Here is an 11,637-nt window from a genome sequence, read left to right on the forward strand (position 1 = left end):
CGCCCTAGCTCAAATCCGGTGTCCGGTCAAACAGGCGGCGGTGTTCCTTGAGCGCGTAGGTGTCCGTCATACCGGCCAGGAAATCGGCGACGCTTCGCGCCTTGATGCGGTCCTCGGCCCTGTCCAGCCCCTCGCGCCAGCCGTCCGGCATCGCCCGCGGGTCGGCGAAGTAGGCGTCGAACAGGTCGGTCACGACTTTTTCCGCATCGGCCCGCACCCGCATGACCTCGGCATGGCGATAGAGATGCTTGTAGAGGAAGGATTTCAGCTCCTTCTCGCCTGCTGCCATGGCCGGCGAAAAACCGACCACCTTTTGCCTTGCGCCACGGACGTCGTCCGGCCTCTGCGGACTCAGGCGGGCCAGGTTTTCGCCGGCGGTCACGATTGTATCCTCGACCATCGCGGTGATCTGCCGCCGCATCAGTTCATGACCGCTGCGCACGTCATCCAGCCCGGGATAGCGCTGCCGTACCGCGGCCAGGATCGAGCCCGGCAATGCCAGCCCCTCCAGCATGTCGAGCGTCAGCAAACCGGAGCGCAGACCGTCGTCAATGTCATGGGTGTTGTAGGCGATGTCGTCGGCAATCGCCGCGCACTGCGCTTCAATTCCGGCAAAACGGCTGAGTTCGAGATTATCCAGCTCGTTATAATCGCGGATCGCTTGCGGCACCGGGCCGTGCAGGCCCTTCCCGTGACCGTCCGTCAACGGGCCATTGTGCTTGACCAGGCCTTCCAGCGTCTCCCAGCTGAGGTTCAGTCCGTCGAACTCGGCGTAGCGGCGCTCCAGCCGCGTCACGATCCGCAGCGACTGGGCGTTGTGATCGAAGCCGCCCCAGGCCTTCATCTTGTCGTTGAGAGCATCCTCGCCGGTATGGCCGAACGGCGTGTGGCCGAAATCGTGCACCAGCGCCACCGCCTCGGCGAGGTCCTCGTCCACCCGCAAGGCGCGCGCCAGAGCCCGCGCGATCTGCGCCACCTCGATCGTATGGGTGAGCCGGGTGCGGTAATGGTCGCCTTCATGCGCGACAAACACCTGCGTCTTGTGCTTGAGGCGGCGGAAGGCGGTCGAATGGATGATCCGGTCGCGGTCGCGCTGGAACGGCGTGCGCGTCGGGCTTTCGGGCTCGGCGAACAGGCGTCCTCGGGTTCGCGCCGGATCGCAGGCATAGGACGCGCGCGGACGATACCCGAATCCGATATCGCCGAGAGCCTCCCCGGCTTTGCGCTCTTCGTTCATCTCGCTGGCCGATGCTGTTGACTTGCCCCGTCCGGGTTCATACCTATCAGATGCAACCGAACGCAAGGTGACGCCGATGGGCGCGGATGCCAAGACCGCCATGAAAGTTGAAATGACCGATGCCGCTGCGAAGCGGATCGCCAGAATTGTGTCCGGCGATCCGGGCAAGACGGCGCTGCGCGTTTCCGTCGAAGGCGGCGGCTGTTCAGGCTTTTCCTACAAGTTCGATCTGGTGGAAAACCGCAACGACGACGACGTCGCCATCGAAAAAGATGGCGCAACCGTGCTCATCGACGATCTGTCGCTCGTCTATATGGGCGGTTCGGTGATCGATTTCGTCGATGATCTGATGGGCCAGTCCTTCCAGATCAGGAACCCCAACGCTGTCGCATCCTGCGGCTGCGGCACGAGTTTTTCCCTGTAGCCATGCCGGCCATCGGCGCGGTCCGGCAGGTCGCGCTCTCGGCCGGGCGCGATCTCGACGCAACGCTGGCGTTCTGGAGCGAGGTGTTGGGCATGGGCGTCCATTCCCGCTTCGATCCGCCCGGCATAGCGTTTATCATAGCCGGGGACACAAGGTTGCTGTTCACCGACGGCGTGCAGCCCGGAACCGTCTATCTCGATATATCCGATCTTGACGGATTTCACGCAGCCGCCGCGGCTGGTGGAGTGCCGTTCACGACTGCGCCTGCGCTCGTCCACCATGACACGGAAGGGCTTTTCGGCCCGGCCGGCGAGAGCGAGTGGATGGCGTTCCTGAAAGACCCCGGCGGCAACACAATCAGCCTCGTGGAACGCAAAAGCGGCTGACATCGCAGCCGCTTTCGCGCGTCCTTGCCGAAGGCGCTAGGCGTCCGCCGCCATTGCCGCCTCACGGGCATCGTGCGTGTCGGCCGCCATGCCGTTGAAGAAGGCATTCAGCACCACCGCCGAAACCGAAGCCAGCAGGATGCCGGATTCCAGCAGCGGATGCAGCACATGCGGCATCCACATCTTGAAGTCCGGCGCCACCAGCGGAATCATGCCGAAGCCGACCGACACCGCCACCACGAACAGATTGTTGCGGTTGGTGCGGAAGTCGACATTCGACAGGATACGGATGCCGGTGGCCGCGACCATGCCGAACATGACCAGCCCTGCCCCGCCGAGCACGAAGGTCGGCAGCGCCTCGACCAGCGCGCCCATCTTCGGCACCAGCCCGAGCACCATCAGCACGACGCCGCCGGCGACGCAGACGAAGCGGCTCTTCACGCCGGTGACGCCGACGAGACCGACATTCTGCGAGAACGACGTGTAGGGAAATGTGTTGAACAGCCCGCCGATCAGCGTGCCGAGACCGTCGGTGCGCAGCCCGGCCGAAAGCATCGGCTGCGTCACCTTCTTGCCGGTCATCTCACCGAGCGCCAGGAACATGCCGGTCGATTCGATCATGACCACGATCATCACCAGTGTCATGGTCAGGATAAGGATGGGGTCGAAGATCGGGATGCCGAAGCGCAGCGGTTCGATCAGCGCGAACCAGCCCGCCTGCCCGACCTTCTCGAAATGCATCATGCCGAGCGCAGCGGTCAGCACACCGCCAATGATGATGCCGAGCAGCACGGCGATGTTGGCGACGAAGCCCCTACCGAAGCGGGCGATCAGCAGGATCGCCACCAGCACGACAGCGGAGATGGCGACGCCGGCCACGGGCGCGTAGGCGGCATTCGGCATCGAGGCGGCAAGTCCCAGGCCAGGCGGCACCGGCGGCACGGTCGAACCCGGCTGCGCGGCGAGATCGGCGACCGCCTTCAGCCAGGCGGCGTTTTCCGGCGCCACCAGCTTCGGCGCGGTCGGCCCGACCGGGTTGCCGAATATCCAGTTGATGCCGATGCGCATCAGCGACGCGCCGATCACCACGATGATGGTGCCGGTCACCACCGGCGGAAAGAAGCGCAGCATCCGGCTGACCGCAGGCGCGATCAGCATGGCGACGATGCCGGCGCCGATGATGGCGCCGAAGATCATCCGCGCCCCGTCCGGCCCCGGATGCGAGCCGGCCATGGCCGCCATCGGCCCGACCGCGGCGAAAGTTACGCCCATCATGACCGGCAGCTTGATGCCGAACCATTGCGTTGCGCCAAACGACTGTATCAGCGTGACGAGTCCGCAGACGAACAGGTCTGCGGAAATCAGGAAGGCGACGTCTTCCGGGCTGAGCTTCAGCGCCCGGCCGATGATGAGCGGAACGGCGATGGCGCCGGCGTACATGACCAGCACATGCTGGATGCCCAGCGCAGCAAGACGAGGTGCGGGCAGCACCTCGTCCACGGGATGTGACGTGGATGACATGGCATTGTTCCCCTTATTTGTTGACCGCTTCGGTATGCCGACCAGAACCGGTTTCCTTCGCGCGAAGGATAGTGCAGGATCGCCGTCAACCGCCGCGTCCGCTATCAAGAAGTATTTGAAATACTCGCAGGTTTTTCATGAAAATCGTCACCTGGAACATCAATGGCGTCAGGGCCCGTATCGGCAACCTCCTTCACTGGCTGAATGAGAGTGCGCCCGACATCGTCTGCCTGCAGGAGATCAAGACGGTCGACGACCAGTTCCCGCGCGCCGAGATCGAGGCGCTCGGCTACAATGTCGAGACGCATGGCCAGAAAGGCTTCAACGGCGTCGCCATCCTGTCGAAGCTGCGGTTCGACGAGGTCAACCGCGGCCTGCCGGGCGACGATGCCGACGAACAGGCGCGCTTCATCGAGGGCGTGTTTTCCACCACCGAGGGCGCGCTGCGGGTCGTTTCGCTCTATCTGCCGAACGGCAACCCCATCGATGACGCGGTGAAGTTCCCCTACAAATTGTCGTGGATGGCACGGCTGGAACGCTGGGCAGCCGAGCGGCTGGCGCTCGAGGAGGCCTTGGTTCTGGCGGGCGACTACAACGTCATTCCCGAGCCGATGGACGCCCGGCATCCCGAAAACTGGGTGAACGATGCGCTGTTCCAGCCGCAAACGCGGCAATCATTCCGCAGGCTGATGAACCTCGGCTTCACCGAGGCGATCCGCGCCGTGACCGACGCGCCGGACACCTACACCTTCTGGGACTATCAGGCAGGCGCCTGGCAGAAGAACAACGGCATCCGCATAGACCATCTGCTGCTGTCGCCGGAAGCTGCGAACCGTTTCTCGTCGGCGTTCATCGAAAAGCATGTACGGGCTTGGGAGAAGCCATCGGACCATGTGCCGGTGGCCATCGAACTGGACCTTGCGGCGGCCTGATCCGGCGCACTGACCAGCGTCGCGATCAGCGACGGTCGCTTTTGAAAAGCGACCGCGCAGCCAGCCTTGCCGGCTTTGTACGGCGCGGTGGCGCGCTTGCATCCTTCACGGGCGAGATGCCCCAATAGTTGCGATAGATGTCTTCGAATAGATAATCGACGGGATGCATCTTTTTTCTCCTGATTGGATCGGTTCAATTTAATCGGCCATTGCGCCAATTGGATCGATTCAAAAATAGAGCCGTTCAGCAAAATGTCAAGCAAAACTTGGATCGATCCAAGATTTGTGCTAGAGCGCGGCAGGGGCTAGAGAGCATTGATGCCTAAATACGCCGCCGGAACCGTCAGACCGATACGACTTGCCGACGTGGCGAAGGAGGCCGGCGTATCGCACGGCACCGCATCCAACGTCTTCAGCCATCCCGATATAGTTCGCGAGGAAGTGCGCGAACGCGTGAAGGCCGCGGCCGACAAGCTGGGTTATAACGGTCCTGATCCAAAAGGCAGGCTGCTGCGTGCCGGCAAGGTCAACGCCATCGGCGTCGCCACGGCGGAGCCCCTCTCCTATTTCTTCGATGACCCGTTCGCCCGCGCCGTCATGTCCGGCATCACCCAGGCCTGCGACGCCACAGGGGCCGGCATATCGCTCGTCTCGGCCGCCAACAGCGAACAGATCGCCTGGAACATCCAGAGCGCGCTGGTGGACGGCTTCATTGTGTTCTGCGTCGAAGGTGGTTCGCGGCTGGTGGAACTCACCCGCGAACGCAAGCTGCCCTTCGTGGCGCTCGACTTTGGCTTCGATGATGAGACCATCGCCGCCATCGGCGTCGACGATCGCGCCGGGGCGCAATTGGCGGCGAGGCATTTGACCGAACTCGGACACCGGCGCTTCGGCGTTCTGTCCATGCCCTTTTCGGATGACGACACCTATGGCCCGGTTTCGCCCGAGCGCGTCGATAAGGCCATCTATTCAGGCACGCGCGACCGGCTCCACGGCTATTTCGATGTGCTGAGGGAATTCGGCGTCGATACGGGTAAGGTGCCAACCTATGAGACCGCCAATGACGAGGCGACCGTCCACGCAGGTCTCGAGCATCTGTTCAGCCAGCCGGCAAAGCCGACGGCGCTGCTCGCCATGTCGGACCGCATCGCGCTCCACGCGCTCGACTGGCTGCGCGTGCGCGGCATCTCCGTGCCGCGCGAAGTCTCGATCGTCGGCTTCGACGGCGTGCCGGAAAGCGCCGTCTCAAACCCCTCGCTGACGACGATCGCGCAGCCCACCAGCGAAATGGGCCGGCTGGCCGTCGAGGCGATCCTGCAGCACGACGAGACAATCCGCCGCCAGATGCTGCCGGTGGAATTGCTCGTGAGAGGGTCCACCGCCAGAGCGGCCGACTAGCATTACCGAACGTTTGTCATCGCCGGCAAAGGGGTCGCTGCAAGGACCGGATGCGGCTCGCGCACCGGCTTGACCTTGTCGGACCAGCCGAGCCGCGACACCCATTCCAGATAGTAGGCGAGCGCGAACTGCATCGCGATTCCGGTGACGATGAGCAGCGTGTCGTCCAGGAGGTTGCCGGGGCTGACGATTCGGATGACCTGAGCCACCATCGCGATGACCGTGCCGGCGATGAAGATGGGCAGCGACCGCTTGCCCAGAATGGCGAGCGGATGATCGGTCCGGCGCCGGAAGAGCCGTGAAACGGCGGGAATGGCGACGACCAGATAGGAGACCGCGAGTATGTGCAGCAGCCGCGGCAGCGACAGAAACGTCTTGTCGAATCCGGTGATCACCGCGGGAAGCCCCAGCCAGTTCTCCCTGCCCCACAATGGGCTGTGCACCCAGACGAGCGCCGCAGCCACATAAAACAGCGCCGCGCCGACCAGCCAGCGGTTTACCGTTATGCGGCTACCACGCCGAACATGCAGCACGCTCACCATGCCGATGGTGAACAGAAACTGCCATGAGAGCGGGTTGAGGAACCAGAAGCCCGGTTCCGGATAGTTTGGGGGCGCGATCTGCCAAAGGCCGGCAACGAGCCACAGGCCGCCTGACAGCGCCAGCACGAGCACAGTCCCATAGCCGGTCAGCAGCAGGATCGCCGGAGCGAGGAACAGAAGCACTGCATAAAGCGACAGGATGTTGTTGTAGCCGATCTGGTGTCCAAGCGTGGCGAGCCCGAGCAGCGCTTCCGGCGGATTCGATATCAGCGCGCCGATATTGTTCTGCCACAGAAGATCGGGACGTTTGAAGAAGATCCCGGCAGCGCAGAAGATCGCGATGGACGCGACCGAGGCGACGATATGCGAAGCGTAAAGAACGCCGGTCCGCCGCCACATCTTCAGCGTCGCGAACAGCCGGTTGCCCGGTTGGAATTTGCCGCCATAAGCCAGCGCCACCGACATGCCGGAAATCAGCACGAATGCTTCCGCCGCATCGGAGAATCCGAAATTCTTGTAGGTGAGGGTCTCGAAAATCGTTCCGGGAACGTGATCGATGTAGATCATCAGGAGCGCAAGGGCACGCAGCACGTCTATGCGCGTGTCCCGCTCCGCCGGGACTGTCGTGATCATCAGATTTCCCTCAAACTGCATTCTCGAACGAATCCCGCTCCGCCCAGATATTGCTTTGCGGACGAAGGAAAAGTCCGTATCCAGCCGAAAGCCGCTCGAATTGCGTCGGCGTGGATCAACTTTGGGCCATGTCGAAAATATTTCGTTTTGAAGCCGGCAAAACGAGGAAATACGATGCAAAAACATGATGATGGCAAAGGGGGCGGAATCCCTCTGGAAACCCCGGAATTGCTGGTGGAAGAGGCTTTTGCCTACCGGCTTTACCCGGCCGAATATCCAGGCGGACGCAGGCTTGTTTTGCTTCACGGTTCCGGCGTCGACGAAACGACGCTTGTTCCGCTGGCTCGCCAGATCGGCCCGGACGATGCCCTGATCGCGGTGCGCGGCCGCATCCCCCAGGAAGGCGGAATGCGCTGGTTCGCGCGAATCACGCCAACCCGGTTCGATCAGAAGAGCATCCGCTCCGAAGCCGCGGACTTCGCCGACTTCATCGCGGAAATGAGTTTCGCAGAGCGGCTCGACCTCTCCCGAACCGTCTTCCTCGGCTATTCCAACGGGGCCAACCTGATCTCGAGCGCCATGCTTCTCCATCCCGGCCTCATCCGGCAGGCGATTCTCCTGCGCGCGATGCCGGTGCTTGACGAAACGCCCGTCACAAATCTCGCTGGCACCCGCATTCTGGTGATCGGCGGTGCGGCGGACGAGACCTACGGGCAATATACGCCCGCGCTCGCTGATCTTCTGGAAAGGCAAGGCGCTGGCGTGGAAGCCCAGACCGTGCCGCTCGGGCACGAATTCGGCGCCGAGGATGCGGCGGCCGCCCGGCGCTGGCTGGGAGAGCGCGATGCCCATAGAGCGGGAACAGCTTCGCCTAAGCCTTGAATGGCAACCTTTCCGGCACCATTTCGATTATAACTGGCCGGCTTCTTTGACCGGTGGAGATATGAGGACGGAAATGGAAGCACGCGCGCTGGATGGCGAGATCATCACCACGAGGCTGGACGATGCCCGCGCTTATGATGGCGTGCGCACGCGCCGGATATTCGCCTGCGTCATCGACTATCTGATCGTCGGACTGCTCACCATACCCTTCGGCATACTGGTGTTTTTGCTCGGTATCTTGACGCTCGGGCTTGGCTGGATGCTGTTCGGCGCCCTCGTTCCCGCCGTCGCCATCGTCTATGTGTGGAACACGCTTGGCGGCAGGAACCAGGCCACCCTTGGTATGAAAGCCATGGGCATCCGGCTGGAACGGCTCGACGGGACGCGAATCGACGGCCTGACGGCGGTGGTGCATTCGGTTCTGTTCTGGGCTGGCAACGTCATCCTGACGCCGCTGGTGTTGTTGGTTACGCTTTTCACCGACCGCAAGCGCACCTTGCACGACCTGCTTTTGGGCACCGTCGTGATCCGCTCCGATCCCTGAGCGGCCCGACGGGCCGCCCTATGCACCGTTTATCCTCAATTGTGAACGCCGGCGCGCCGCCGGCGGTCATAATCCTGTTGAATTTTTCACCAACCGGGCCAAAGGTATGGTGAATCGTGGGAGTGCTTTCCAGGCTCGATGACGCAGCACCCGACCCAGTCTCCGCAGTTCTTCCTGACAGCGCCTTCGCCATGCCCGTATCTGGAGGGTCAGTTTGAGCGCAAGGTCTTCACCCACCTGGTCGGAGACAAAGCGTCGGAGATGAACGACCTGCTGACGCAGGGCGGGTTCAGACGGTCGCAGAACATCGCCTACCGCCCTGCCTGCGAGACATGCCGCGCCTGCGTGTCGGTGCGCATCCTGGCCAATGATTTCACACCCAGCCGCAACATGCGCCGGGTGACGCAGCAAAATTCCGATCTCGTCGGCTTCATGCACGACGCCGAACCATCCACCGAGCAGTATTCGCTGTTCCGCGCCTATCTCGACGCACGTCACCGCAAGGGCGGCATGTCGGACATGACGGTGCTCGACTACGCCATGATGGTGGAGGACACGCATGTCGACACCAAGGTCATCGAATACCGTCGCCGCGGTCCCGACACTTTCGTCACCGGCAAGGGCCGGGGCGAATTGATCGCCGTGGCGTTGACCGACCAGATGGCCGACGGCCTATCCATGGTCTATTCCTATTTCGATCCTGAAATGGAGGATCGCTCGCTCGGCACCTTCATGATCCTCGACCATATCGCCCGCGCCAGGGCCATGGGCCTGCCGCACGTTTATCTGGGCTATTGGGTCAACGGCTCGCGCAAGATGAACTACAAGATGCGCTTCACCCCCCAGGAGCATCTCGGCCCCAAGGGCTGGGAACGCTACGACGAGGAAGCCCTCTAGCGGCGCTTCGATCCCTTCCGACAGAACCCATAATCTGTTTCAACGGCTGCAGCGCTGGTCCGGACAGGCATCTGATGCTATCTGCCGACACCCGCCGCACTGCGCCCAACCCGTTCATGAGCTCGATATGCCCGTTCACACAGAACATTCGAAGGGCCTGCTGCTGGCTGTGGCAGGCGGGTTGACGCTGACGTTCGACATCCCCCTCATCAGGCTTGGCGACGGCGAGGCCTGGTCCATCCTGTTGCTGCGCACAGCCACCACCCTCGCCGCGACGCTGGTGATGTGGGCCGCATGGCGTGCAATGACGCCGACGGTGCCCCGCCTGATCCCCGGCAAGCGGGGCTTTCTCGTCGCGCTACTCTACGGGCTCGGCTCCATCACCTTCATCACCGGCGTCTACAACACCACCACGGCCAATCTGGTCTTCATTCTCGCCTTCAACACCATGTTCGCGGCATTGCTGTCATGGCTCTTCCTGCGCGAGCGGCCACGCCCGGCAACCTTTGCAGCCATGGCCGCGATGATCGTCGGTGTCGGCATCATCGTCGGCGATTCGATCGGATCTGGACATCTGCTCGGCGACCTCATGGCGCTGTCGTCGGCCTTCCTCATCGCCTCCGCCATCACCATCTCACGCGCCAGCGGCGAGGATATGGGTTTCACCAGCCTGATCGGCGTGGTGCCACCCTTTCTGGTCGCCGCCTTTATGGTCGCGCAAACTGGCTTCAACGTCTCGGCGCCTTGGTGGATCGTCTTCAACGGCGCCGTCATCATGCCGATTTCGTTCTTCTGCCTGGCGGCGGCCCCCAGACACCTTTCCGGACCCGAAGTGGCGATGTTCTACCTGCTGGAAACCGTGCTCGCGCCGGTCTGGGTGTGGATGATCTTTTCCGAGGTTCCAACCCGCAACAGCCTGATCGGCGGCGCGATCCTCATCGTTGCGCTGGTCGCGCACTCGCTATGGCAGCTTCATCAAGGCCGACGGCGGCGCGCTGCTCTGGCCGTACGTCACCCGGCCTGAGATCGCTTCTCCACCCGTGGCGGCAGGATTTCGACCTGCGCCGGCGCATCCAGCGGCCTTCCCGCGGCCTCGTTGGCATCGACCACGTCGGCCTCATGCAGCCATTCGCGCCAGATAGCCACCAGAAGCGCCATCAGCACCGGGCCGATGAACAGGCCGAGGAAGCCCATCGTCTTCACGCCGCCGATCAGGCCGAAGAATGTCGGCAGGAACGGCAGCTTGATCGGCCCGCCGACAAGCTTCGGCCGCAGTGTCTTATCGACGATGAAGAGTTCGACGGCGCCCCACACGAACAGGGCGCCACCGGCAAAAACCGATCCGCTGGCGGCAAGGTAGATCGAGACAAGCGTGAAAGACAGCGGCGCACCGCCCGGTATCAGCGCCATCACGCCGGTCAGCGCGCCGAGCGTCACCGGCGATGGAACGCCGGCCAGCCAGTAGGCGACACCGAGCACAAGCCCTTCGCCGATGGCGATGACTGTCATGCCCATGACGGTCGAGGAAATCGTCGCCGGCACCACGCGTGAAATGCGTTCCCACCGCGCCGGCAGGATGCGCTCGCCCAGCCTGTCGACCTGCGCTGCGAAGCCCTCGCCGTCGCGGTAGGCGAAGAACAGCGCGATCAGCATGAACAGGATCGTCAGAAGCATGGAGAAGGCGCTGCCGCCGGCCGCCAGCACGGTCTGGTAAATCGAGCGGATGTTGGCGCCGCTGACCAGTTGGATCACCTCGCCGACGCCACCGCGATGACCGAGGTTGATCTGCCACTGTTCACCCAGCCATGCGCCGATGACCGGCAATGTGGTGATCCAGTGCGGCGTTGGCGCGCCGTTTCTATTGGCCTCCACGGCCCAGACAACCCAGTCATGGATTTCGTTGATGGCATAGGTGCTGGCCAGCGAAATCGGAATCACCAGGAAAGCCAGGATCAGCAGGATGGCGAGCGTGGCGCCGAGCGTTCTGTTGCCGCCGATAGCGTTCAGCAGCCGCCGGTAGAGCGGCCAGCTGGCGAAGGCGATGACAAGCGCCGCAAGCACCGGGAACAGGAAGCCGTGGAAGAAATAGACGCCGGCCGCAACGATGAGCACCAGAAGCCAGCGCGCCGCCGAAAGCGGCGGGATGACGGCCGAGCGCAAGGGCGCGGCCACGCCGAACAGCCGCGGCTCGCGTTCCAGCTTGCGGATTTCCGGTTTCTTCAAAGGCGTTCCCCGATTTGC

Annotated in this window: 12 protein-coding genes; 8 read left to right on the forward strand and 4 right to left on the reverse strand. The window is 63.0% G+C overall.

Annotation, left to right across the window (positions count from 1 at the left end; genetic code table 11):
- Positions 1-4: 4 nt before the first annotated feature.
- The gene (locus ASD44_RS06745; protein WP_056110043.1) at positions 5-1,237 is read right to left on the reverse strand and encodes a deoxyguanosinetriphosphate triphosphohydrolase; all 1,233 of its coding nucleotides are present in this window, start codon (positions 1,235-1,237) and stop codon (positions 5-7) included.
- Positions 1,238-1,313: 76 nt separating this feature from the next.
- Between ASD44_RS06745 and erpA the strand changes: the two genes are divergently transcribed.
- Both erpA and ASD44_RS06755 read left to right on the forward strand, forming a co-directional pair.
- Positions 1,314-1,661 (forward strand): iron-sulfur cluster insertion protein ErpA, encoded by a 348-nt coding sequence (gene erpA / locus ASD44_RS06750; RefSeq protein WP_056110044.1) that lies wholly within the window; start codon positions 1,314-1,316, stop codon positions 1,659-1,661.
- 2 nt (positions 1,662-1,663) lie between these two features.
- The gene (locus ASD44_RS06755; protein WP_056110046.1) at positions 1,664-2,047 is read left to right on the forward strand and encodes a VOC family protein; all 384 of its coding nucleotides are present in this window, start codon (positions 1,664-1,666) and stop codon (positions 2,045-2,047) included.
- A gap of 36 nt (positions 2,048-2,083) precedes the next feature.
- On the opposite strand, the gene ASD44_RS06760 is transcribed toward ASD44_RS06755, so the two are convergent.
- Positions 2,084-3,568: a nucleobase:cation symporter-2 family protein gene (locus ASD44_RS06760; RefSeq protein WP_056110048.1), complete on the reverse strand. Its 1,485-nt coding sequence runs from the start codon at positions 3,566-3,568 to the stop codon at positions 2,084-2,086.
- Between the two features lie 137 nt (positions 3,569-3,705).
- On the opposite strand from ASD44_RS06760, the gene xth reads away from it, so the two are divergent.
- Both xth and ASD44_RS06770 read left to right on the forward strand, forming a co-directional pair.
- The gene (gene xth / locus ASD44_RS06765; protein ID WP_056110050.1) at positions 3,706-4,500 is read left to right on the forward strand and encodes an exodeoxyribonuclease III; all 795 of its coding nucleotides are present in this window, start codon (positions 3,706-3,708) and stop codon (positions 4,498-4,500) included.
- A gap of 318 nt (positions 4,501-4,818) precedes the next feature.
- A complete protein-coding gene (locus ASD44_RS06770; protein ID WP_056110052.1) occupies positions 4,819-5,898 on the forward strand; it encodes a LacI family DNA-binding transcriptional regulator in 1,080 nt (359 codons plus the stop codon).
- A gap of 2 nt (positions 5,899-5,900) precedes the next feature.
- Here ASD44_RS06770 and opgC read toward each other — a convergent pair whose 3' ends face one another.
- Positions 5,901-7,073 (reverse strand): OpgC domain-containing protein, encoded by a 1,173-nt coding sequence (gene opgC, locus ASD44_RS06775; RefSeq protein ID WP_056115597.1) that lies wholly within the window; start codon positions 7,071-7,073, stop codon positions 5,901-5,903.
- Between opgC and ASD44_RS06780 the strand changes: the two genes are divergently transcribed.
- The 4 genes from ASD44_RS06780 (at position 6,990) to ASD44_RS06795 (ending at position 10,420) form a co-directional block, all read left to right on the forward strand.
- A complete protein-coding gene (locus ASD44_RS06780) occupies positions 6,990-7,955 on the forward strand; it encodes an alpha/beta hydrolase (RefSeq protein ID WP_320409829.1) in 966 nt (321 codons plus the stop codon). The genes opgC and ASD44_RS06780 overlap by 84 nt on opposite strands.
- Positions 7,956-8,028: 73 nt before the next feature.
- Entirely contained in the window at positions 8,029-8,499 is a 471-nt protein-coding gene (locus ASD44_RS06785; RefSeq protein ID WP_056110057.1) for an RDD family protein, read from the forward strand.
- Between the two features lie 138 nt (positions 8,500-8,637).
- On the forward strand, positions 8,638-9,396 hold the full coding sequence (locus ASD44_RS06790) for an arginyltransferase (protein ID WP_056110059.1): 759 nt from the start codon (positions 8,638-8,640) through the stop codon (positions 9,394-9,396).
- Positions 9,397-9,523: 127 nt separating this feature from the next.
- On the forward strand, positions 9,524-10,420 hold the full coding sequence (locus ASD44_RS06795; RefSeq protein WP_056110061.1) for a DMT family transporter: 897 nt from the start codon (positions 9,524-9,526) through the stop codon (positions 10,418-10,420).
- Here ASD44_RS06795 and ASD44_RS06800 read toward each other — a convergent pair.
- Complete coding sequence (locus ASD44_RS06800) at positions 10,408-11,619, reverse strand: AI-2E family transporter (RefSeq protein WP_056110063.1); 1,212 nt, start codon at positions 11,617-11,619, stop codon at positions 10,408-10,410. The genes ASD44_RS06795 and ASD44_RS06800 overlap by 13 nt on opposite strands.
- Positions 11,620-11,637 lie beyond the last annotated feature (18 nt).

The organism is Mesorhizobium sp. Root554, assembly GCF_001427025.1.
Taxonomy (GTDB): Bacteria; Pseudomonadota; Alphaproteobacteria; order Rhizobiales; family Rhizobiaceae; genus Mesorhizobium.